Source organism: Amycolatopsis sp. CB00013, from assembly GCF_001905755.1.
Lineage (GTDB): Bacteria > Actinomycetota > Actinomycetes > Mycobacteriales > Pseudonocardiaceae > Amycolatopsis > Amycolatopsis japonica.
Genome location: NZ_LIWC01000002.1, coordinates 1,307,458 through 1,329,187, shown reverse-complemented (window position 1 = coordinate 1,329,187; position 21,730 = coordinate 1,307,458). Strand labels below are relative to the sequence as shown.

At 69.7% G+C, this 21,730-nt stretch carries 26 protein-coding genes; 8 read left to right on the top strand and 18 right to left on the bottom strand.

What is annotated here, in order from left to right; translation table 11 throughout:
* Positions 1 to 19 precede the first annotated feature (19 nt).
* Positions 20 to 1,210, bottom strand: a complete 1,191-nt coding sequence (locus tag AMK34_RS16470; RefSeq protein WP_073845908.1) for an ROK family transcriptional regulator — start codon at positions 1,208 to 1,210, stop codon at positions 20 to 22.
* A 91-nt stretch (positions 1,211 to 1,301) separates the two neighbouring features.
* On the opposite strand from AMK34_RS16470, the gene AMK34_RS16465 reads away from it, so the two are divergent.
* Positions 1,302 to 2,468, top strand: a complete 1,167-nt coding sequence (locus AMK34_RS16465) for an MFS transporter (RefSeq protein ID WP_037334098.1) — start codon at positions 1,302 to 1,304, stop codon at positions 2,466 to 2,468.
* Here the strand turns inward: AMK34_RS16465 and AMK34_RS16460 are convergent.
* Both AMK34_RS16460 and AMK34_RS16455 read right to left on the bottom strand, forming a co-directional pair.
* Positions 2,465 to 3,235, bottom strand: coding sequence for a dioxygenase family protein (locus AMK34_RS16460; protein ID WP_038521960.1), 771 nt, complete (start codon positions 3,233 to 3,235; stop codon positions 2,465 to 2,467). The two genes, AMK34_RS16465 and AMK34_RS16460, sit on opposite strands and share 4 nt — an antisense overlap.
* Before the next feature lie 60 nt (positions 3,236 to 3,295).
* The gene (locus AMK34_RS16455) at positions 3,296 to 3,652 is read right to left on the bottom strand and encodes a hypothetical protein (RefSeq protein WP_073845907.1); all 357 of its coding nucleotides are present in this window, start codon (positions 3,650 to 3,652) and stop codon (positions 3,296 to 3,298) included.
* A gap of 62 nt (positions 3,653 to 3,714) precedes the next feature.
* On the opposite strand from AMK34_RS16455, the gene AMK34_RS16450 reads away from it, so the two are divergent.
* Positions 3,715 to 4,176, top strand: coding sequence for a MarR family winged helix-turn-helix transcriptional regulator (locus tag AMK34_RS16450; protein ID WP_037334104.1), 462 nt, complete (start codon positions 3,715 to 3,717; stop codon positions 4,174 to 4,176).
* Here the strand turns inward: AMK34_RS16450 and AMK34_RS16445 are convergent.
* A complete protein-coding gene (locus AMK34_RS16445; RefSeq protein WP_073845906.1) occupies positions 4,152 to 4,523 on the bottom strand; it encodes a VOC family protein in 372 nt (123 codons plus the stop codon). The two genes, AMK34_RS16450 and AMK34_RS16445, sit on opposite strands and share 25 nt — an antisense overlap.
* Positions 4,524 to 4,609: 86 nt before the next feature.
* On the opposite strand from AMK34_RS16445, the gene AMK34_RS16440 reads away from it, so the two are divergent.
* Positions 4,610 to 5,563, top strand: coding sequence for a helix-turn-helix transcriptional regulator (locus AMK34_RS16440; protein ID WP_083649878.1), 954 nt, complete (start codon positions 4,610 to 4,612; stop codon positions 5,561 to 5,563).
* Positions 5,564 to 5,567: 4 nt separating this feature from the next.
* Here AMK34_RS16440 and AMK34_RS16435 read toward each other — a convergent pair whose 3' ends face one another.
* Complete coding sequence (locus AMK34_RS16435) at positions 5,568 to 6,746, bottom strand: serine hydrolase domain-containing protein (protein WP_073845905.1); 1,179 nt, start codon at positions 6,744 to 6,746, stop codon at positions 5,568 to 5,570.
* Positions 6,747 to 6,811: 65 nt separating this feature from the next.
* Here AMK34_RS16435 and AMK34_RS16430 point away from each other — a divergent pair, with 65 nt between their 5' ends.
* Positions 6,812 to 7,693 (top strand): aminoglycoside phosphotransferase family protein, encoded by an 882-nt coding sequence (locus AMK34_RS16430; RefSeq protein WP_073846319.1) that lies wholly within the window; start codon positions 6,812 to 6,814, stop codon positions 7,691 to 7,693.
* On the opposite strand, the gene AMK34_RS16425 is transcribed toward AMK34_RS16430, so the two are convergent.
* The gene (locus AMK34_RS16425) at positions 7,685 to 8,365 is read right to left on the bottom strand and encodes a TetR/AcrR family transcriptional regulator (RefSeq protein ID WP_073845904.1); all 681 of its coding nucleotides are present in this window, start codon (positions 8,363 to 8,365) and stop codon (positions 7,685 to 7,687) included. The genes AMK34_RS16430 and AMK34_RS16425 overlap by 9 nt on opposite strands.
* 70 nt (positions 8,366 to 8,435) lie before the next feature.
* On the opposite strand from AMK34_RS16425, the gene AMK34_RS16420 reads away from it, so the two are divergent.
* The 3 genes from AMK34_RS16420 to AMK34_RS16410 are packed head-to-tail and all read left to right on the top strand — an operon-like array spanning position 8,436 to position 10,986.
* Positions 8,436 to 9,551: an FAD-dependent oxidoreductase gene (locus AMK34_RS16420; RefSeq protein WP_073845903.1), complete on the top strand. Its 1,116-nt coding sequence runs from the start codon at positions 8,436 to 8,438 to the stop codon at positions 9,549 to 9,551.
* 56 nt (positions 9,552 to 9,607) lie between these two features.
* A complete protein-coding gene (locus AMK34_RS16415; protein ID WP_073845902.1) occupies positions 9,608 to 10,204 on the top strand; it encodes a TetR/AcrR family transcriptional regulator in 597 nt (198 codons plus the stop codon).
* 2 nt (positions 10,205 to 10,206) lie between these two features.
* A complete protein-coding gene (locus AMK34_RS16410) occupies positions 10,207 to 10,986 on the top strand; it encodes an alpha/beta fold hydrolase (protein WP_038521936.1) in 780 nt (259 codons plus the stop codon).
* Here the strand turns inward: AMK34_RS16410 and dnaB are convergent.
* From dnaB to AMK34_RS16350, 12 genes are all read right to left on the bottom strand, one after another.
* On the bottom strand, positions 10,983 to 12,392 hold the full coding sequence (gene dnaB, locus AMK34_RS16405; RefSeq protein WP_016338295.1) for a replicative DNA helicase: 1,410 nt from the start codon (positions 12,390 to 12,392) through the stop codon (positions 10,983 to 10,985). The genes AMK34_RS16410 and dnaB overlap by 4 nt on opposite strands.
* 475 nt (positions 12,393 to 12,867) lie before the next feature.
* Entirely contained in the window at positions 12,868 to 13,665 is a 798-nt protein-coding gene (locus AMK34_RS16400; protein WP_038521933.1) for an ESX secretion-associated protein EspG, read from the bottom strand.
* 96 nt (positions 13,666 to 13,761) lie between these two features.
* Positions 13,762 to 15,093: a PPE domain-containing protein gene (locus AMK34_RS16395; protein ID WP_038521931.1), complete on the bottom strand. Its 1,332-nt coding sequence runs from the start codon at positions 15,091 to 15,093 to the stop codon at positions 13,762 to 13,764.
* A 3-nt stretch (positions 15,094 to 15,096) separates the two neighbouring features.
* Positions 15,097 to 15,696 (bottom strand): DUF3558 domain-containing protein, encoded by a 600-nt coding sequence (locus AMK34_RS16390; protein WP_073845901.1) that lies wholly within the window; start codon positions 15,694 to 15,696, stop codon positions 15,097 to 15,099.
* Complete coding sequence (locus AMK34_RS16385) at positions 15,696 to 16,100, bottom strand: hypothetical protein (RefSeq protein ID WP_038521928.1); 405 nt, start codon at positions 16,098 to 16,100, stop codon at positions 15,696 to 15,698. Before AMK34_RS16385 ends, AMK34_RS16390 begins: the two co-directional genes overlap by 1 nt.
* Positions 16,101 to 16,254: 154 nt before the next feature.
* Positions 16,255 to 16,710, bottom strand: coding sequence for a 50S ribosomal protein L9 (gene rplI / locus AMK34_RS16380; RefSeq protein ID WP_005168124.1), 456 nt, complete (start codon positions 16,708 to 16,710; stop codon positions 16,255 to 16,257).
* 12 nt (positions 16,711 to 16,722) lie between these two features.
* Complete coding sequence (rpsR, locus tag AMK34_RS16375; protein ID WP_005168122.1) at positions 16,723 to 16,971, bottom strand: 30S ribosomal protein S18; 249 nt, start codon at positions 16,969 to 16,971, stop codon at positions 16,723 to 16,725.
* A gap of 77 nt (positions 16,972 to 17,048) precedes the next feature.
* Positions 17,049 to 17,552 carry a single-stranded DNA-binding protein gene (locus tag AMK34_RS16370; RefSeq protein WP_073845900.1) on the bottom strand — a complete coding sequence of 168 codons (504 nt, stop codon included), beginning with the start codon at positions 17,550 to 17,552 and terminating at the stop codon, positions 17,049 to 17,051.
* Positions 17,553 to 17,568: 16 nt separating this feature from the next.
* Complete coding sequence (rpsF, locus tag AMK34_RS16365) at positions 17,569 to 17,889, bottom strand: 30S ribosomal protein S6 (protein ID WP_016338288.1); 321 nt, start codon at positions 17,887 to 17,889, stop codon at positions 17,569 to 17,571.
* Between the two features lie 78 nt (positions 17,890 to 17,967).
* The gene (locus AMK34_RS16360; RefSeq protein WP_073845899.1) at positions 17,968 to 18,852 is read right to left on the bottom strand and encodes a hypothetical protein; all 885 of its coding nucleotides are present in this window, start codon (positions 18,850 to 18,852) and stop codon (positions 17,968 to 17,970) included.
* Positions 18,853 to 18,953: 101 nt separating this feature from the next.
* Positions 18,954 to 19,841 carry a hypothetical protein gene (locus tag AMK34_RS16355; protein ID WP_073845898.1) on the bottom strand — a complete coding sequence of 296 codons (888 nt, stop codon included), beginning with the start codon at positions 19,839 to 19,841 and terminating at the stop codon, positions 18,954 to 18,956.
* 126 nt (positions 19,842 to 19,967) lie between these two features.
* Positions 19,968 to 20,759, bottom strand: a complete 792-nt coding sequence (locus AMK34_RS16350) for a hypothetical protein (protein WP_073845897.1) — start codon at positions 20,757 to 20,759, stop codon at positions 19,968 to 19,970.
* A gap of 119 nt (positions 20,760 to 20,878) precedes the next feature.
* On the opposite strand from AMK34_RS16350, the gene AMK34_RS16345 reads away from it, so the two are divergent.
* Positions 20,879 to 21,658 carry a deoxyribonuclease IV gene (locus AMK34_RS16345; protein ID WP_038521916.1) on the top strand — a complete coding sequence of 260 codons (780 nt, stop codon included), beginning with the start codon at positions 20,879 to 20,881 and terminating at the stop codon, positions 21,656 to 21,658.
* Positions 21,659 to 21,730: the final 72 nt, after the last annotated feature.

Genomic DNA, 21,730 nt, shown 5'->3' with positions numbered 1-21,730 from the left:
ATCACGCGAGATCGCCGTTTCAGCCCCTCGGGGTGAAGAGCGCGTCCTGCGCGGCGCCCATCGCGGTCAGCACCGCGCCCTCCAGCACCGCGCCGCCGCCGACGGTCCCCGGCCGCACCTCGGTCCGCAGCGGCGAGATCTCCGAGAGGCGTCGGCTCACCCGTGCCGCCAGCGCGTCGCCGCCTGCCCGCCCGATCTCCCCGCCGAGGACGAGACAGCCCGGGTCGAGCACCGCGGTGACCGCGGCGGCGCCGATCGCGATCCGCTCCGCGACGATCTCCAGGAACTCCTCGGCGTTCGAGTCGATCGCGTACCCGATGGCCGCTTCGGCCGCGGCGGCGTCGTCGGCCGATGACGCCGGGATGCCGTGCTCGCGGGCCAGTTCGCACAGCGCGGCGCTGCCCGCCAGCGTGTGGAAGCCGCCGTCGCAGTCGGTCGCGGTCGGGAGCCGCCCTGGCCCCAGCATCGGCAGGAACCCGATCTCCCCCGCGCCGCCCGACGCGCCCCGCCGCAGCGAACCGTCGAGGACGACGGCCGCGCCGACCCCGAACCCCAGCCACAGCAGGACGAACGTGTCCCGGTCGCGGGCGGCGCCGAGCCGCTGTTCGGCGGCGGCCGCGAGGTTGACCTCGTTCTCCAGCAACACCGGGACACCCAGCCGCCGCCGGAGTTCGTCGACGAGTTTCCCGTGCCACGCGGGCAATCCCCCCGCGTGCCGCAGCCCGCCGGTCGCCGGGTCGACCAGACCGGGGGCGCCGACGGCGATCGTGTGCAGCGCGGTCGCGCCCGCCTCGGCGGTCGTGGTCTTCAGCAGGGCGATCGCCCGCTCGACGGCCTCGTCGGTGTCGACGTCCAGGTCGAACGGCAGCGACGCCTCCGCCCGGGTCCGGCCCAGCAGGTCCGCGACCGAAACGGCGAGGCCGTGGGTGCGGACGTCGAGCCCCGCGAGGTACGCGCGTTCGGCGACGATGCCGTACAGCTTCGCGTTCGGGCCGCGGCGGTCCGCGCCCGCCTCGCCGACGATTTCGATCAGGCCCGCGTCCTGCAGCCGCTCGACGAGGTCCGCCACCGTCGGCCGGGAAAGCCCGGTCAACGTCTTGAGCTGGGCGGCCGTCAGCGAACCCTCGCGGTGGAGCAGGTCGAGGGCGAGGCGGTCGTTGATGGCACGCGCCGTGCTCGGGGAGGCGGACGGCGTCCGGATGACACTCACCGGCAGATCCTCCCAGAATTAATTATCAGGTTCCCTTCCTGATAGTTTACGCTGACGGCCGTCGAGTCGTCTCATGGACCTTGGGGGCCCAGTGACCAACACAGTGGAAACCGTCGGCGGGCCGACGCGGCGGGTGCGGCAGGCGCGGGTCGCCATCGCCGCCGTCTTCGCCGTGCACGGCGCGGTGACCGGCAGTTTCGCCACCCGGATCCCGTGGATCCAGGAACACGCGGGGATCAGCGCGGGCCAGCTCGGCCTCGCGCTCGCCTTCCCCGCGATCGGTGCCTCGCTCACCATGCCGCTCGCCGCGCGGATCGGGCACCGGCTCGGCGGCAGGCTGGGGCTTCGGCTGCTGCTCGCGTACTGGACGCTGGCGCTGATCCTCCCGTCCCTGGCGGGAAACCTCTTCACCCTGTGCCTAGCGCTGTTCGTCATGGGCACCGCGGCCGGCACCTCGGACGTGCTGATGAACGCCCTCGGCGTCGACGTCGAGGAGAAGATGGGCAAGTCGGTCATGTCGGGACTGCACGGCATGTGGACCACGGGCGCGCTCGTCGGCTCGGCCGCGGGCACACTCGCCGCGCACGCCGGATTGGACGCCCGGATCCACTTCGTGATCGCGTCGGCGGTGCTCACCGTCGCCGGCGCACTCCTCTGTCAGGGCGTTTTCGACGTGCGGAGCGCGCCCGACGAGCACCCTCCGCCGAGGTTCGCGTTGCCGCCGAAGTCGGCCGTGATCATCGGCGCCGTCGCGTTCTGCGCCGTCTTCGCGGAGGGGGCGAGCCTCGACTGGTCCGCCGTCTACCTGCGTGACGTCCTCGGCACTTCGCCGGGCATCGCGGCCGCGTCGACCACCGCGTTCACCTGCACGATGGCGGTCGCGCGGCTCTCGGGCGACGCGCTGGTGCGGCGCTTCGGCTCGGTCAAGACCGTCCGCGCGGGCGGGGTGTTCGCGACCGCCGGTGGGTTGCTGGTCGTCTTCGCCGTCCATCCGGTGATGGCGATGGCCGGTTTCGCCCTGATCGGGCTCGGCGTCTCCGTCGTCGTACCGCTCGCCTTCGCGGCGGCCGGACGCAGCGGGCCGACGCCGAGCCAGTCGATCGCGGGCGTCGCGACCATCACCTATTCGTCGGGTCTCGTCGCGCCGTCGCTCATCGGCGGGATCGCCGACCTGACGTCGTTGACGATCTCCTTCGCGGTGGTCACGTTGCTGGCGCTCGGTTTGGTGGCGGGGGCCGGCGTCCTGCGGTCCCGCTAGCCGAACTGGAGGGAACGCTTGGCGAGGCCGTGCCAGTAGCCGTCGATCACGGTCTCGCCCTTGCCCTCCGACGAGCTCGCGCCGAGCGACACGAACAGCGGGGCGAAGTGCTCGATCCTGGGGTGCGCGATGGCCGCGGCGGGGGCCTTGTGCTGGAAGTCCAGCAACGCGTCGAGGTCGCCTTCGCGCAGGGTTTCCGCACCCCAGTGGTCGAATTCGCTCGACCACGACGGCGGCGTCCCGTCGGTGCCGTCGGTCTCGCGCATCGCGCTCAGGTTGTGGGTGAAGAAACCGCTGCCGATGATCAGCACGCCTTCGTCGCGCAGCGGCGCGAGCTTCCGGCCGAGGTCGAACAGCTCACGCGGGTCCAGCGACGGCATCGACACCTGAAGCACCGGGATGTCGGCGTCCGGGTACATCTCCACGAGCGGGACGTACGCGCCGTGGTCGAGGCCGCGGTCGGGCGCGTCGTGGACCGGCGTCTGGGACGAGCGCAGGAGTTTGCGCACCTTGTCCGCCAGCGCGGGAGCGCCGGGCGCGGCGTATTCCACCTGGTAGTAGCGGTCCGGGAAGCCCCAGAAGTCGTAGACCAGCGGCACCGTGGTGGTGGCGCCTAGGGTCAGCGGCGCCTCTTCCCAGTGCGCCGAGACGACGAGGATCGCCTTCGGCTTCTCGAGGTCCGCCGACCAGCCGGCGAGCTGGCGGGTCCAGGTGGCGTCGTCGGCGAGCGGCGGCGCGCCGTGGCTGAGGTAGAGCACCGGCGTCATGTCAGCTCCAGGTGTTTGAACTTTCAACTACCAGGATAGACGACGCCGCCCGCCTCCGCCTTATTCCCGGGCGAGGTTCGCGGCCATGCGCTCCAGTACGCCGACCGTCGTCCGGTACTCGTCGTCGCTGATGCCTTCGGTCGCGCGTGCTCGAAACTCGCCGACCTTGGTCTTCAGTCGGAGGTGGGCCGCCCGGCCTGCTTCGGTCAGGCCGTCCTCGTCCATCCAGCCGCGAAGGCGCAGGTCGGCGATGGTCTCCCGGAGATCTCCGAACGGCTTCAGTGCCTCTTCGGGTGACGCTCCCGTGTTCAGGACCTGCCAGTGGCGGCGGGTCAGCGATTCGGCGGCGAGGAGGTGGTCCAGTGAAGATTCGAGAGCCTGGTGAAGATGGGCGAACCAGAAGCCGATGGGTTTCATGGATACTCCTCAAGCAGGCGACAACTACATGTAAAAGTACATGCATTTGGTGAGGACGGGCAATGACGGACGCCGTGGCCGACGTGGAACGCGCGATGATCGCCATCCGGCGAAGCCAAGCGAGGCGATCGCTGTCGAAACTCGCCCGCGACCGCGCCGAAACGATGCCGGACCAGGCGATACAGGGGCTCCTGGACGCCGTCGAAGCGGCCGAGGAGAGCGGCGAACCTGGCACCGTCACCAGCCTCGCGGCGGCGTTGACCATCGACCAGCCGCGGGCGAGCCGCCTGGTCGCCCGCGCGGTCGAGGGCGGTTTCCTCCGGCGCGAAGCCGATCAGCGCGACGGCCGCCGCGCCGTCCTCGTGCTCACCGAAACCGGTCGCGCCGAAGTGACGCGGATGCACGAATTCCGCCGCTCGGTGTTCGCCGAGGCGATGGCGGACTGGCCGGACGGCGACCGTCGCGAATTCGCGCGGCTGCTGACGGCGTTCGTCCGGAACTACGGGGCGCTCGGCGTGAAGTAGTTGACCAGGTTGCCGTCGGGGTCGCGGAACAGCAGCGACCGGTTCCCCCACGGCATCGTGGTCGGCTCCTGCACGATCTCGGCCAGGTCCGCCAGCCGCTCGTACTCGCGGTCGACGTCCTCGACGCGGAATTCGAGGATCGCGGTCCGGTTCGATTCGGGCACGGCGGCGCCCGCGCCGAACAGCTGCATCGTCTCGGCGCTGCCGATCGCCAAGGTGCACGACGGGCCGACGAGTTCGGCGAACTGTTCGGAGCGCCATCGCGCGTCGAGGCCGGTCGCCTTCTCGTAGAAACCGGCGAGACGGGCGACGTCGTGGGTGATCACACGGACGGAAACGAACTGCACGATGGATCCTTTCGGGTGCCGGAAAGCGGGACATCGGCCACGCTAGGAGCAATACCGGGCAGAATCCGCCCGGTATTCTCCGGCTTGTGACCAGGCCCATCGCCCGAGTTCTCGCGCTGCTGGAGATCCTCCAGAGCGGTGGGACGCGCACCGTCGCCGAGCTCGCCGACCGGCTCGACGTGGACGAACGCACTGTCCGCCGCTACGCCGAACACCTCGTCGACCTGGACATCCCGGTGCGCTCGGTGCGCGGCCGGTACGGCGGTTACCGGCTGGCCCCCGGCTACCGGATGCCGCCGCTGATGCTCACCGACGAAGAGGCGCTGGCCGTCCTGCTCGGCCTGGTCGCGGGACGGCGGGCGGGGCTGATCACCACGTCGGTCGCGGCCGTCGAGAGCGCGGTCGCGAAGGTCCGGCGGGTGCTTCCCGAAGCGCTGGGCCGCCGGTTGGACGCGCTGCTGGAGACCGCCGACTTCACCGCCCCCGCCCGGAAAGCCCTGTCGGCCGAGGCCGAAGTCCTGCTCACCGTCGCGGAGGCGGCGCGGGACCGGCGTCCGGTCGCGCTCGCGTATCTCGCCGGTCACGGCGGTGCGAGCGAACGCGTCGTCCATCCCTACGGCGTCGTGGCGCACTCCGGACGGTGGTACCTGACGGGCTTCGACTCGGCCAGCGGGGAGGTGCGCACCTTCCGCGTCGACCGGATCCAGTCGGCCGAGACGCGGGCCGGGACCTTCGAGGCGCCGGACGGTTTCGATCCGGCCGAGCGGGTGCTGACCGCGCTGGCCGAGACGCCGTACCGGCACAACGTCTCCGTGTGGATCGAGGCGACGCCCGAGGAGATCCGCGCCGTTTTCCCGCCGTCCGTGGCCACTCTCCAAACCGACGGCGCCCGGGTGCGTGTCCGCATCCGGGCGCACCGGCTGGACTGGATCCCGCCGCTGCTCGCCGCACTCGACCGGCCGTTCGACATCGAACGGCCGGCCGAGCTCCGAGATCTGGTCGGCGCGCTGGCGGCCCGGCTGGCCGAGCGGGCGCGCTGACCGGTCACTTACCGCAGAACACCGTCCGGACGAGCTTGTTCAGCGCCGCCGGAAACGCCTGCGTCGGGTCGTTCGCGGCGTCCCCGCCGGTGACCGACGCGGTCAGCGTCTTGCTGCCGTCCGGCGTGCTGTACATCAGCGATCCGTAGCCGTTGAGGCCACCGTTGTGGTTGAGGACGACGCCGACACAGCCCGGGCCCAAGTCCTGCGAGAACTGCCCGAGACCGTAGAAGCCGTAGAGGCTTTCGCTGCCCGGATGCGTCACGCGCATCTCGGCCAGCAGCCAGGCAGGCAGGAGCTTTCCGCTCTGCAGCGCGGAGTAGTAGGTCTGGAGATCCTTGGTCGTCGAGATCATGTCGCCGGCGCTGGAGATCCAGGTCGGGTTCTGGTGGGTGACGTCGATCGTCTTCCACTGGCCGGCGTTTTCGTAGCGGTAGTAGGCGTGGGCGTACGGCTTGGGCATCCCGGCCCACGCTCCCGGCGACAAGGTGTCACGCAGCTTGAGCGGCCGCAGGATCCGCCGGTCCAGCTCGTCGGCGAAGGGACGGCCGCTGAGCTTCTCGACCAGCAGCCTGGCCACCACGTAGTTGGTGTTGGAGTAGCTCCAGCCCGCCCCCGGCGCGAAGACCGCGGGCTTGGACACGGCCAGCCGCACCAGTTCCTCCGGCTGGTAGGTGTGGAACCGCTTGTCCACCCATTCCTGGCCCGCCCACGGGATCCCCGGCGTGACCGTGCCGTCCGGGTTGTACTGGCCGGTGTGGTTGAACAGCCCGCTGGTGTGCTGCAGCAGCATCCGCACGGTGATCCGCGGGTCCAGCCCGAGCTGGGGAAGGAGACCGGCGACCGGGGTGTCGAGGCCGATCCGGCCCTCGGCCACGAACTGCAGCACCAGGGTCGCGGTGAAGTTCTTCGTCGTGCTGCCGAGGCGGAAGTGGCCGTTCGTCGGCGGCTTCGCGGTGCCGCCCAGTTCGCGCACCCCGGCGCTGCCGGTCCATTCGCCCCGCTCGTCACGGACACGCAGCTGCATCCCGCCGAAGCCCGCGTCGACGAATTCCTGGGCCGCCTTCTGCAGCTCCGGGCGATCCTGCCCGGCGGAGGCGGCGGGGGCGGTCACGCCCGCCAGCAGAGCGGCGGCCAGGGCGGTGAGACCGATGCGGCGGAAGGTCTTCAGTGTCTTGGTCATGGCGACCACATTCGCGGGCCGCGCTGACACGGGACGGTCACGGCGCTGACATGGGAGTCTCGATCATGGACGAATTCAGGTTCGAGCAGGAACTGGTGCGGGCTCTGCTGCGGGAACAGCATCCGGATCTCGCGGAACTCGAACTCCGCGACGTCGAAGGCGGCTGGGACAACCAGCAGTGGCGTCTCGGACCGGACCTGGCCGTGCGCCTGCCACGCACCGAACGCGCGCCGGAGTTGTTGCGCGGCGAGCAGAAATGGCTTCCCGTGCTGGCCGAGCGCTTGCCACTGCCCACTCCGGTGCCGGTGCGGATCGGTGAGCCTTCGGCCCTGTTCGAGCACACCTGGACGATCACGCGCTGGGTCGAGGGCGAGCCTTCGGATCGCGCGCCGATCACCCGTCCGGATGCCGCCGAGACACTCGCGGACTTCCTCGCGGCGCTGCATCAGGAGGCGCCCGCGGATGCCCCGGTCAGCCCGACGCGTGGCATCCCGCTCGCCGAAATGCGCGACGGTTTCGACCAGGGGCTGGAGTTCATCGAGGGCGACGCGAACACCGGACCCGCGCGGGAGATCTGGGAGAAGGCCCTCGCGGCGCCCGCGTGGGACGGGGCACCGATCTGGCTGCACGGCGACCTCCATGCCGCGAACGTGATCGTGCGGGATGGAACACTCGCCGGGGTGATCGATTTCGGTGACCTGTGCTCGGGCGATCCCGCGACCGACCTTTCGGCGGCCTGGCTCCTGCTGCCCGAGGGCACGGCGAACCGGTTCTTCGAGGCCTACGCGGTCGCGGACGAGGCCACCGTCGCGCGGGCCCGCGGCTGGGCGGTTCTGCGCGCGTTGCACCTGATCGGCATCGGGCGTAACGGCAGGCTCGGTCGTCCCGGGGGCAAGCCGACCTGGGAGCCGGCGGCCAGGGCGGCCCTCGAACGCGCGTCAGCCTGAGAGGCGGGCTTCGATGCCGTCCAGGAGGAAATCGAGGCCCATCCGGAAGGTTTCGTCGGCGTCCAGGTGGACGGCGTCGCGGACGACCGTGGCCAGCGCGGGGAGATCGCCGCTGGCGAACGCCCTCGTCAGGTAGGGCCCGAGCGTGGCCTGCCACCGCTGCTCGTCCATCCCGGTGGCACGTTCGGCGCGGCGTTCGGCGATCTCCCGGCGGACCGCGCCGATCGTGTACGCGTTGACCGCCGAGACCACCGGCATCGCGGAGTCCACTCCGACGTCGCCCAGCGCCGCCATCACGGCCTCGGCGGTGGCCAGCGCGTGCGGCCCCAGCTGGGGCCTGCCGCCCAGGAGGTCGGCGAGCCATTCGTGCCGGTGGACCGCGCGGCGCATGGCGTCGGCGAGCGACCGCAGTACCTCCCGCCAGCCGTCCCCGGTGGGCCGGATCTCGGCGTGGGCGGCGTCGACCATCAGGTCGAGCAGCTCTTCTTTGCTCTCGATGTAGCCGTACAGCCGCATCGGGCCGACGTCCAGCGCGGTCGCGATCTTGCGCAGGGATACCGCGTCCAGGCCGTCCGCGTCGGCGAGCCGGATCGCCGCTCGCACGATCAGCTCCCGGCTCAGCGGGGCCAGCGCGGGCCGGTCCGGCGGCTCGGGCCGCTCCCACACCACCATGGCGGTGACAATACAACGCATCGCTCGATACAGCGTATCGACCAATACGCTGTATCGAGAGGTGCGAATCATGACCATCGCCATCGTCGGAGCGGGCCTCGGCGGCTTGGCTCTCGCCCGGGTCCTGCACGTCCACGGCATCGAAGCCGTCGTGTACGAACGGGAGTCGTCACGCCACGCCCGCGGCCAGGGCGGCATGCTCGACATCCACGACGACACCGGGCAGCGGGCGCTGCGCGAAGCCGGCCTGATCGACCGGTTCGCCGCGATCGCCCGCGGCGAGGGCCAGGACATGCGGCTCTTGGAACCGGACGGCACCCTGCTGCTGCAGGAGGACACACCGGACGACGCGCCCTTCGCACGGCCCGAGGTCGACCGGGCCGATCTGCGCGACCTGTTGCTGGACTCGCTCCCCGAGCACACGGTGCGCTGGGGGCACGCGTTCGAATCCGCCGAAGACGGCGTCGTGCGCTTCGCGAATGGGCGCAGCGCGACGTACGACCTCCTGGTCGGTGCCGACGGCGCCAACTCCCGCGTCCGCGCCTTGCTCACCGACGCCCGGCCGACGCATCTCGGCCACAACCTGGTCGAACTCCGCATCCCCGACATCGACCACACCCATCCCGAACTCGCGGCGATGGTCGGACGCGGCACGTACTGGGTGCTCGGCGACGGGAAATCCCTCGCGGCGCAGCGCAACGGCGACGGCACGGTTCGCGTCGGTCTCAGCTTTTACGGCACCACCGAGGACTGGTTCGCCACCAACGGGATACCGCTCGACGATCCGGCCGCCGCCCGGACGTGGCTGATCGGACGGCTCGACGGCTGGGACGCGCGGTTCACCGCGCTGATCGCGGCCTGCGACGACGTGATCGTGCCGCGGTCGATCAGCAGCCTCCCCGTCGGCCTGACCTGGCCGTCGGCGCCGGACGTCACCCTGCTCGGCGATGCCGCGCACCTGATGCCGCCGGTGGGCGAAGGCGCCAACATGGCCCTGCTCGACGGTGCCCTGCTCGGGCTCGCGCTGGCCGCGCGGCCGGACGACTTCCCCGCCGCCGTCAAGGAGTACGAACACGAGATGTTCGAACGCGCCACTGCCGCCGCCCGGATGTCCGAGCGGGTCCACGAACTCCTCGCGGCTCCGGACGCTTCCCGGAAAATGCTCGAGTTCTTCCAGCCCGGGTGAGGCTAAGGTGGCTATGAACGAAAACTCATTTCGTTCATAGCCAGCCGGGAGCCGAGATGCCGAGCCCGTTCAGCGCCGAGGACCGCGCCAGGATCACCGAGCGGCTCCTGGACGCCGGACGTGCCCTGTTCGCCGCGCAGGGCCTGCGCAAAACCTCTCTGGACGACCTCGTGGCCCCCGCCGGGATCGCCAAAAGCAGCTTCTACGCCTTCTTCGATTCGAAGGAGGCGCTGTACCTGGAGCTTATGCTGCGGCAAGCCCCTGAGCTGCACGAACAGCTGGCGACAGTGGTGAACGAGACCGAAAACGCCCGCGCCGCCCTTGCCGGTTTCCTGCGCGCCACGGTACGGATCTTGGCGGAGAACCCGCTCTACCACCGGCTGATCACGCATCCCGAGGAGATGCGGGCGGTGGCCCGGCGGATGGGGCCCGAAGAGATGGCCAGAGCCGAGGAGGTGCTGCCGTTGCCCGGATTCCTGGCGGCGGCCCGAGCCAAGGGACAGCTCGTCGACGCCGACGACGACGAGCTGACCGGCGTGCTCCAGGCCGTCCTGCTGCTGCCCATGCACCGGCAGGACATCGGCGAGCACCGCTACCCCGCCGTACTCGACCGGCTCATCGACATCGTCGCGGCGGGACTGATCAAGGAGTGACCATGCGCGAAGGTGTACTGGCCGGTGGGGCCCCGTATTTCGAGTTCGGCACGGGAAGCCCGCTCGTGGTCTTCCGGACGGTGCTGCCCGACTCGGCCAACCCCACCGGCGTCGCCCGCTGGGCGGAGGTGCGTTCCCTCAAACCGCTGGCCGCGCGGTTCACCGTGCTGACGGTCGGACGGCGGCCGGGGCTCGAACCCGGCGTCACCATGGCCGACCTCGCCGCCCACCACGCCGAAGAGCTGCGCGAACGGTTCGACGGCCCGGTCGACGTGCTCGGCGTGTCCACCGCCGGTTGCCTGGCGCTGCAGTTCGCCGCCGACCACCCGGGCCTGGTGCGAAACCTGGTGGTCGGCGCCGCGGGCACCCGGCTCGGCTCGACCGGCCGCCGCGTCCAGCGCGAGTACGCGGATCTCCTGGCCGCCGGACGGCACCGGGCCGCGGCCATGGCGTTGGCGCCCACGGTCGCGGAATCCCGGCCGGGGCGGGCACTGCTGGCCGGCCTGCTGGCACTGACCTCCGGCCGTCCGGCGGACCCGAACGGCATGGTGGCCATGCTTCGGGCCGAAGACGCCTTCGACATCGAAGACCGGCTCGGCGAGATCACCGCGCCCACCTTGGTGATCGCCGGCTCGCGGGACGCCCTCTACCCGCTCGAACTCGCCGAGCGGGTGGCCGACAAGACCCGCCGCGGCGATCTCAAGGTCTACCCGGGCCGACGGCACCACACCGTGATGAGCGATCGGCGGTTCACCAAGGACGTCTTCGAGTTCTTGCTTTAGTCGTGTGACAGGTCGACGAAGCGGCTGTAGTGCAGCTGGTGCGCCACGGTGATCGTCGCCGTCGGCCCGGCACGGTGCTTCGCGATGATCAGGTCCGCCTCACCCGCCCGCGGGTCGTCCCGCTCCCAGGCGTCGGGGCGGTTGACCAGGATGACGAGGTCGGCGTCCTGCTCCAGCGAGCCGGACTCACGGAGGTCGGACAGCATCGGGCGTTTGTCGGTCCGCTGCTCGGGACCACGGTTCAGCTGGCTGATCGCGATCACCGGGACCTCGATCTCCTTCGCCAGCAGCTTCATCTGCCGCGAGAACTCCGAGACCTCCTGCTGCCGCGACTCGACGCGCTTGCCCGAGGTCATCAGCTGGAGATAGTCGAGGACGACGAGTTTGAGGTCGTTGCGCTGCTTGAGCCGCCGGGCCTTCGCGCGGATCTCCATCATCGTCATGTTCGGCGAGTCGTCGACGAACAGCGGCGCTTCGGAGACCTCGCTCATCCGGCGCGCGAGCCGCGTCCAGTCGTCGTCGGACATCTTGCCACCGCGCATATCCGCCAGGCGGATCCGAGCCTCGGCCGAGAGCATGCGCATGACGATCTCGGTCCTGCTCATTTCCAGCGAGAAGATGACGCTGGTCAGACCGTGTTTGATGGACGCCGAACGCGCGAAATCGAGTCCCAGCGTCGATTTCCCGACACCGGGCCGCGCCGCGACGATGATCATCTGGCCGGGGTGCAGGCCGTTGGTCAGATCGTCGAAGTCGGCGAACCCGGTCGGGATGCCCTGCGACTGCCCGCCGCGCGACGCGATCGCGTCGATCTCGTCCATGGTCGGCTGGAGCAGCTCTTCCAGCGCGACGTAGTCCTCGCTGGTGCGCCGCTCGGTGACGTCGTAGATCGCGGCCTGCGCGCGGTCGACGACCTCGTCGATGTTCGCGCCGTCGGCCGCGGCCGCGCCGTAGCCGTACTGCACGATCCGCGTGCCCGCCTCGACCAGGCGCCGCAGCACCGCCTTCTCGGAGACGATCTCGGCGTAGTACCCGGCGTTCGCCGCCGTCGGCACCGTCGCGATCAGGGTGTGCAGATACGGGGCGCCACCGACCCGGCCCAGCTCGCCGCGGCGTTCCAGCTCGGCGGAGACGGTGATCGGGTCGGCGGGTTCGCCTCGGCCGTAGAGATCGAGGATGACGTCGTAGATCGCTTGATGCGCGGGACGGTAGAAGTCGTCGGGGCCGAGGGCTTCGATGACGTCGGCGACGGCGTCCTTCGACAGCAGCATGCCGCCGAGCACGGATTGCTCGGCCGCGATGTCCTGCGGAGGCTGGCGGTCGTATTCACCGCCACGCGGACCGGGGTCGCTGGGACCCGGGTCGGACTCCGCGTACATCGGATTGCGGTCGTCGGTCAGCGCCACCGCTGCTGCCACCTCCTCAAGACATCGAACACGCGTTCGATTATGCCAGAATTTCCCCGGTCGGTCCGCCCACGCCCGTCCGCCCCTCCCGCGGCTCCGGACTCTCCCCTGTCTTCCCCTTTTCGGCCGGACGACCACCACGGTGTGTACCGGCCCGGCGGGCACGCTAAGCCCCCCGAAAGGACGAGCGCAATTTCGCCTGGGGACCGCCCTGTGGATAACCTGGGGATGACTGCGGGCATCCCTTCACAGGTGGCCCAAACCCTGTGTACAACTTGTGGGCAACGCCGGGATGGTCTGACAAAAGTGCTGGTCAGGCCCTGTGGAGAGTCTGTGGAGAACTTTATTCACCTCGCGACGGCGTGTCGGGCAAAAGTCGTCGTTCGGCGTGTCGCACGCGGGCGCACAGGGGTGCCCTGTGGATGAATGCTACGGAGGGTAGAGGGCTGACCCGCCGGGCTGAACGGGCCGGAATTCAGGACGCGAACAACCTGCCCTGTGCGCTCCGTAGTCGTTCTCCGAGAACCTGCTGGTCGGCGGGTGTGAAGGCGATCCTCGGCTCGCCACTCCCCGGTACCTCTTCGGTCAGCCACCGGCCCTCGGTCGTATCGATGTAGTTCACCGGGCGTTCGATCCGCTGCCGCGCGCCACTCCGGCCGCGGGCCGCGACGTAGAGGCTTCCACTCCCCAAACGGCGTAACGCGAGGATGCGGCGAAGCTCGTCGGCCTCCTGGCTCCCGGTGCTCTGCCGCCCGCTGCGAAGCACCTCGAAGCCCTCGTCCTGCGCCGTCGACGACGAGCGCGGAGCCTCGACCTGACTCTTCGGGACGGCGATCGGACGGCCGCGTCCCGGCGCGAGCTTCGGGATCTGGTCGAGGAACTCGGTGAGCAGCTCTTCGGGCCGCACGGAGGCCAGCGCGACGCCGTCGTGCTCGCTGTGCCGGGCGAGCACGAAACCCTCGCCGCCCGCGCTCCCCGCGAGCAGACTGAAGCTCAGCGCCTTCCCCTCGAACCCGCCGTCGACCCAGCCGTAGTACTCCAGCGTCGGCCTGGCGATCGCTTCGAGCGTCGCCTTGAAACCGGGGTGCAGTCCTCGCGCGCCGAAGAGACCCTGGCTCGCCAGTTCCTCGTTGGTCCGCTCGTCCTCGGCCCGCTGCGCGTCCTCGTCGTACCAAGTGGGGGTTTCCGACAGGATCGTGTGCGGTTCGCCGCCTCGGCGGTGGATCAGCGTGATGAGGGTGCCGGTCGTGATCGTGACCTGTTTGTCCAGCACCGGAACTGCCCCCTAGTCGTTCTGTTCGTCCAGCCCGGAACAAGACAAGCCGGGCGCGGCCCCAATCTTGGCACGCGCCCGGCCCGCTCGTGATGACTACTCGCCGATCACCGGCGGTGCGGTGAGTTCGTCGGTTCCGAAGATCTCGTTGGGGTCGTCGCCGACGAGGAACTTGGAGCTGCGCTCCTCGTCTTCGCCGCCCTTCCCCTTGGCGCCACCGGCTCCCATACCGCCCATGCCGCCCATCATGCCGCCGGCACCGCGGCCCGCTCCGGAACCGGAGCCACCGGCGCCGCCGCCCATGCCGGCGCCACCCATGGCACCCGCGTTGCCGGGCAAGGCCGCGCCACTTCCGCCGCCGGGGCCGAAGCCGCCACCAGGACCGAAGCCACCGTCCGGGCCGAAGCCGCCCGCACCGGGGATGTCGGTGCCGCCGAAGCCGCCACCGGCGCCTCCGCCGCCACCACCCGGGCCGAAGCCACCGGCGCCGGGGATCTTCGGCGGGGTGTAGCCGGACGCGTTCGTCCCGTCGTCCCAGGACGGCGGCTTGTAGTTGCTGCCGGGGATGTTCGGGTTGTACTGGCCGCCGGGCAGGTTCGAACCCGGCAGGTTCGACCCGGGCAGATTGCTGCCCGGAAGGTTCGATCCCGGCGTGCCGATGCCCGGCATGTTCGAACCGGGGATGTTCGGGCTCGGGACGCTCGGCATCCCGCCGGGCGGCATCGAACCGGGCGGCGTCGAGATGCCCGGCATGCCGTTGTTCCCGTTGCGGTCGCCCTGGCCGCTGCCGTCCTTGTCCTTGCCGTTCTTGTCCTTGCCGCCGCCGTTGACGTCGACGTTGGTGTTCTGCCCCTCCATCTTGTTGTAGGTGGGCAGCTTCTTGCCGTTCTCGGAACTGGCCTTGAAGTACTCGTTGAACGCGTCGACGTTCGCTTGACCCTTTTGGTTGTAGTCCCGGATCGCGCGGTCGGTGTCGGTGGTCCACGGGGTGATGGAGTTGAGCAGGTTGTTCTTCGGCGGGTCCTTCGGGACCTGCTGCACCTTCGCCTTCACCGTGGTGAAGGCGGTGTTCTGCTCACCGAGGTACTTGTCGGAGTCCACCAGCTTCTTGCCGGAGTCCTCCATCCACGTCCGCAGCGGATGCGCACCCGACTGCTGCGCGGCTTCGGCGCTCTTACCGGTCCAGGCGGCGTCCATCTCCTTCGACAGGTTGTCGATGGTGGTCAGCCTGTCCTGGTAGCCGGCCTTGAGCCGGGTCGCGGCGGCCTGGCCCTCCTGGATCGACCCGGTACCCGGACCGGTGACGATCTTCTCCCAGATGTTGTAGCAGTCGATCTTGCGATCGCCGCCGGACGCTTCGAAGTCGCCGGATTTCGTGGTCGCCAGATTGTAGGCCGAATACCCGGCGATGATCGGCAGCAGGAACACGCGTCAGCCCTCCTTCAACGTCTCGATCATCGCTTCCCCCACTTTGAGCGCGACCGGGCACGGATCACTCGCGCCGGGCCCGTTGTCGTACTGCACCAGGATGTTCACGGACAGCTGGTCGGTCACGCCGACGAACAGACCGCATTTGCCGTTCTTGCGGTGGTCGAGCGACGCGGCGTACACCGCCGGGTAGCCCGCGACCTCGGTCGGCTCGAAGTACTCGTTGTTGGCCTTCGTGTCGTAGACGTCGCTCAGGCCGTTCTTGTTCGCGAGCACCGGGCTGATCTCGATCTGGTTCAGCTTGTCGTCGGCGGCGAAGATCGAGCAGCCGGGCCCGACGCTCGTGGTCCGCCGCTCGCCTTCGCCGAGACCGAGCTCGGTCCGCTTCGCCGCGGAAAGCGCCGAACAGGCGTCGCTCTCGATCGACGAGGTCTTCAACGGGTTCGACACCTTGGGCGCGGAGCCGGACGAGCCGCTCGACGCGCTGGAGGCACCGGCCCCGGTCGTGTAGGACGGCTCCGAAGAGGCGGTGCCGTTCTTGGTGCCCGAACAGCCGGCGACCAGCGCGCCCGCGGCCAGGAGGAGAACGAGGGAACGTCGCATCACACGGCCTTGTGCTTGTTGAGCGAAGCCTGCGTTTCGGCCTCGTTCGTGGCGATCTTCTGCTTGGCGGCGGTCAGCTGGTCGATGTAGTTCTTGACGTAGTCCTGCATCTTCTGGTTCTGCTCCAGGAACGCCTTGCCCGACGGGTTGGCCAGCTTCTCCCAGTCGCCGCTCGCGAACTCCTTGCCGGGCGCCTTCACGTTCGCCATCAGGTTCGCGTCGGCGTAGTCCCGCTTGAGCTCGGCCTGCAGATCCGTCCACTTCTTGATGATGCCGTCGATCTTGTCCTTGTCGAAGGTGAACCCGCCGCCACCCCCGCCCGACTTCGTCGTGTCCGGATTGGCGGGCGCGGACACCGTGACCTTCTCTTGCCGGTTCTGCTCGGCGTTGCTGTCGTAAGCCATGCGTCCAGATCTCCCCGTGCCTCGACGTCGAGTCTCGATAATGCCTTGATCCCCAGTCAAGCTTAAGACGTGGCCCGAAGGGGTGGGGTTCCCCGTAAAACAAAGGGCGGGACACCTCCGGAATGGAGACGTCCCGCCCTGTGCCGAAGCGGTATTACTTGGCCTTGACCTCGAGCCGCACGTCGACGCGGACGTCGGGGTGCAGACGGGCGCCGACCGAGTGCTTGCCCACGGTCTTGATGTGGTCCTTCAGCTCGATGACGCGCTTGTCGAGCAGCGGGCCACCCGCGGCCTTGATCGCGTCCACGATCTCGGCGGTGGTGATCGAACCGAAGAGCTTCTTCGAGCCCTCGGCCGCCTTGCCGCTCAGCTGGATGGCGCCGAGGCCCTCCAGGGTCGCCTTGATCTCCTTGGCGTGGTCGAGGTCGCGGATGCGACGGCTCTCCTGCGCCCGCTTGATCGTGCGCACGTTCTTCTCCGCGCCCTTGGTGGCCACGATGGCGTAGCCGCGGGGGAGCAGGTAGTTGCGTGCGTAGCCGTCCTTGACCTCGACGATGTCGCCGGGCCCACCGAGGTTGGCGACGTCGGTGGTGAGAATGATCTTCGCCATTGACGTGCCTCCTTAGCGCGCGGTCGAGGTGTAGGGCAGCAGCGCCATTTCGCGGGAGTTCTTGACCGCGATGGCGATGTCACGCTGGTGCTGGCTGCAGTTGCCGGTCACCCGACGGGCACGGATCTTCCCGCGGTCGGAGATGTACTTCCGAAGCAGGTTGGTGTCCTTGTAGTCGATGTTCTCCGGGCGGCCCTTCTTCTCGGCCTTGCAGAACACGCAGACCTTCTTCTTGGGCTTGCGGATGGGTGGCTTGGCCACGGTATTACTCCTGAATTTCTACGTAGTGGTTGTCTCGAGGCGTCTCGCGGAGCTCGCGCCCGCGGTGGATCGCCTGATCAGAAGGGCGGCTCGTCGGAGAAACCGCCGCCACCGCCGCCACCGGCGGGCGGGGCGGAACCCCACGGGTCGTCGGCGGGCGGGCCGGACTGGCCGCCACCGCCACCACCGAAGCCGCCGCCACCGCCACCGGTGCCACGGCTGACCTTGTTCACCTTGGCGGTGGCGTAGCGCAGCGACGGGCCGATCTCATCGACCTCGAGCTCGACGACGGTGCGCTTCTCACCTTCCTTGGTCTCGAAAGACCGCTGCTTGAGGCGCCCCTGCACGACGACTCGCGCGCCACGCGTCAGCGACTCGGCGACGTTCTCGGCCGCCTGACGCCAGATGTTGCAGCGCAGGAACAGGGCCTCGCCGTCCTTCCACTCACCGGACTGACGGTCCAGCGTGCGCGGGGTGGACGCGACGGTGAAGTTCGCGACCGCCGCACCGGAAGGGGTGAAGCGAAGCTCCGGGTCGGACGTGAGGTTGCCGATCACCGTGATGACGGTGTCTCCAGCCATCGGAAAGTCCTTCGGCTCAGGCCTTGGCGGCGGCGGTCGCGGCGCGCTTGATCTCGCGGCGCATGACCTTGGTGCGGAGCACGGTCTCCTGCAGCGAGAGCTGACGGTCCAGCTCCTTGACCGCTTCCGAAGTCGAGTTCAGGTCGAGGAGCGCGTAGATGCCCTCGGCGTGCTTCTTGATCTCGTAGGACAGCCGGCGACGGCCCCAGACGTCGACCTTCTCGACGCTTCCGCCCGAAGTGCGGATCACGTTGAGGAAGTTGTCCAGGGTCGGGGCCACCGTACGCTCGTCGAGCGTGGGGTCCAGGATGACCATTACCTCGTAATGGCGTGACACAACCACTCACCTCCTATGGGCTCGCGGCCACGGACTGTCCGTGGCAGGAGGGTTTGTCCAGGTAAGCGTACCTGGCGGTCAGGAGACGCGGCGCAGGACCCAGGTGCGGACCAGCGCGGCGGTCACGCCGGCCAGCACGAGCACCGCGAGCAGCATCGGCAGCTGGACGTCGCCGCCCGGCATGCCGTCGGTCGCGAGCGCTTCGGCGTTGCCCGCGTTGCGGACGTCCGGACCCGGACCGGCCTGGCCGTCGGTGCCGTACTGCGGGGCACCCTCGCCCGGGAGCGGGCTGTTGGCCGGGTAGCGCACGCCCGGCGCCACCGCGACACCCGGCTGCGCGACCGGCAGGTTGCCGTAGTCGCGCGGCGGGGCGTAGCCGGTGCCGTTGCTGCCGCCGGGCAGCAGGCTCGGCGACGTCGGGAGGCCGTTGGTGCCGCCGCCGTTGCCGCCCTGCTGCGGGCCGGTGGTGCCCGGCGTCGGCAGGGTGGGCGCGACGTAGTTCGTGGCGACCGTGGTCAGGCCGCAGCTGCCGGCGACCTTGTGCTCGATGGAGTTCAGCGTCTTCTCGGGGTTCAGCCCGAGGCCCCAGGACTTGGTGTCCTTGACCGCCTGCCGCACGGCCGCGCCGATCGCCTTGCCGTCGACCGAACCGCCCGCGGCGTTCGGGACAGCGCCGACGCTGATGGTGTTGACCTTCGCGATGTCGTTCGCGGCGACGTCGTACAGCGCCAGCGTGCCCGCTTCCCGCGCGCCCGCCCGCACCAGTTCCTTGACCGAGGTGCCGGTGATCGCGACGGTGTCGCCCATCCCGCCGTTCACCGTGCCGCTGCACGCGTTCGCCAGCGTGGTGCCCGCCGCCGAGGCGGTACCCGCCGTCAGGAGCGCGCCACCGGTGACCATGGTCGCGAGTGCGGTGACGGTGAGCGCCTTGCGGGTGGTCTGCCAGATGGTGGTCTTCCGCACGGGCGCGATCCTCCGGGTCGGTGGGGGCGTGAAGCAGTGCATGAGGAATCACTGCAACGGGGATAACGAGGGAGTGACCAGAAAGATACTAGGCGGTAGGACTAACTTGTAGCGGCCATTCGGCGGAGGACCCAGGTGCGCACGAGGCCCGCACTGACTCCGGAGAGTGCCAAAACGGCGATCAGCAGCGGCAGTTTCCCGTCCTGAGTGAATCCGTCGCTCACACTCGGTAGCGCTTCGGCCTGTCCCGCATTCTGGACGTCCGGGTTGCCGGCCTGGTTCTCGGTCGCGATGCCGAACTGCGGCGCGTAACCCGGGATCTGGCCGCCGTACCGGAGGCCGGGCGATGGGCTGAAGAGACCGGCCGTCGCCATCGGGATGGAGCTGTAGTCGCGCATCGGGGCGTAGCCCGTGCTGATACCCCAGGGCAGGCCGCCGAAATTCGGGGTGAAGGTGCCGGGCAGGAGCGGGCTGTTCGCCGCCGGGATGCCGCCCGCCGGGGCGCCACCCTGCGCGGGAGCACCCGGCCCGCCGGTCTGCGGTCCGCCGCTGCCGGGCGTGCCGGGAGCGGGTTTTCCTGGCTGGGGCTGGGTTCCGGGGGCGGGCTGGCCGCCGCCGGTCAAGGCCTGTGTGGTGCCGGCGACCGCGCCGTTCAGCGCTTCCGCGGCGGGTGCGCCGACGACCGGGACCGGCGCGACGACGGTGTTCACCACGGTCACCGTCACCTTGCAGACCGTGCCGAGCAGCGCGTTGATCGTGCCCGTGAGCACCCCGGAGACCGACCCGGCCTGGCCGAGGTTGAGCGGGATGCCGAGCAACGGGGTCTTGCCGAGGATCGTGTCGCCGGTCTTCGCGGTCACCGAGCCGCCGCAGGTGGCGGTCTTGGTCTCCGCGGCGGCGGCCTGGCCGGGCATGGCGAGGGCGGCCGAGCCCGCGAGAATGAAGGCCGACGCACCCAGGGCGGTCGCCCTCCGTGTCCGTTCGCGCATGCCTTCGACTCCTCCGTCGTCGGGGTCACCTACCCGTGACAACGACGCTAATGGAGACAAGTAACGCCCGCTCACTCGAAGAGGTCAGGCATTCGAGTGGAAGCGGGCGTCACTGACGGTGAAAGATCAGGCGGGCTTACCCCGCAGCCAGGCGCGGACGAGCGCCGCGGCGACGACGGCCAGCGCCAGCACCGCGAGCAGCAGCGGCAGCTTGGCCGGGGCGACCGGCGCCTGGACGGCCTGCGCGTTGCCGGTGTCCTTCTCGTCGACGGTGGGCGGCGGCACCTCGCCGGGGATGATCTCGGTGATCACCGGCGCCTGGACGAAGCTGCCGGGGAGCAGCGCCGCGTTGCTGATCAGGCCGGCGATCGAGTCGCCGCCGATACCGGTGGAGGAACCCGGGGCGGTCTCGACCGGGAGTTCGCTGCCCGGACCGCCGGGCTGACCCGGACCCGGCTTCGGGGGCTCCGGCTTGGGTGGCTCAGGCTTGGGCGGCTTGGGGACTTCGGGAACCGGCAGCTCGTCGGCGACACCCTGGGTCAGGTTCCCGACCGCGTTCACCGCGCCCTGCGCCGGGGTGCAGACACCCTGCGCGACGAGGTCGCCTGCCGCGTTGTCGGTGAGACCGGTCGTCTTGACGAGATCCCCGACCGGCAAGGAGAGCAGGGGCTTCCGGCCCTCGGCGGTCTTGGCCTTCGAATCGAGACCGACCGTCAGCACCTCGGACGACCCGAGCGGCGCGCCCACGTCGGCGGTGAGGCCGTTGCCGGACTTTCCGTTCTGCAGCGTCGATCCGCAATCACCGGAAAGGGTCGGGCTCGGTTCCTCGGCGGCCGTCGCGGTCATCGGGAACGCGAGTCCGGCCGTGACCGAAAGCGCGAATCCCCAAGCCGTGATCCGCCCGGCAGTCTTCCCCATCGAGTTCGTCCTCCGCCCCTCAAAGACCCACGCGGTTTAACGGAACGCGCTCACGCTACCCCACGAGCGTGACGGACTGGGGCGCGCAGGGGAGAATTCGGCAGGTATAGCGTGCTGGCATGAAAATCGGTGCCCATGTCCGCGACGACGATCCCCTCTCCGCGGTCGCCGAACGCGAGGCCGAGGTCCTTCAGTTCTTCCTTTCCGACCCGCAGGGCTGGAAGGCTCCCAAACCCCACCCGCACGGCGAAGCGATCAAGGAATCGCCGGTCGAGGTGTTCATCCACTCGCCGTATCTGATCAACGTGGCGTCGTTGAACAACCGCATCCGCATCCCGTCGCGGAAGAACGTCACCCAGCACGCGAACGGCGCCGCCGAAATCGGCGCGAAAGGGCTCGTCGTGCACGGCGGCCACGTCGGTGCGGGCGCGGACGTCGAAGAGGGCCTCGTCAACTGGCGCAAGCTTTTCGAGCGGGAACAGGAAAAGGGCGGTTTCGCCGTGCCGATCCTGATCGAGAACACCGCGGGCGGCGACAACGCGATGACCCGCGACCTCGACACGATCGCCCGGCTCTGGGACAAGGTCGGCGAATTCGGCGCGGGTTTCTGTTTCGACACCTGCCACGCGTACGCGGCGGGCTGGGATCTGACCGAGGCGGTCAAGAAGGTCAAGGCCATCACCGGCCGGATCGACCTGGTGCACCTCAACAACTCGCGCGACGAGTTCGGTTCCACGCGGGACCGGCACGCCAACGTCGTCGGCGGCGACGGCACGATCGATCCCGAGGTTCTGGCCGCCGTCGCGGCCGAAGCGGGTGCGCCCGTGGTCGTCGAGACCCCGGCCGACGGGCAGGCCGCGGACATCGCCTTCGTCCGGGAGCGCGTCGCGTCCGCCTAGCGTCACGTTGGTCGTGAGTGGCGTTTCGGGTTAGAACCCGAAACGCCACTCACGACCACCCGGACCGAGGGG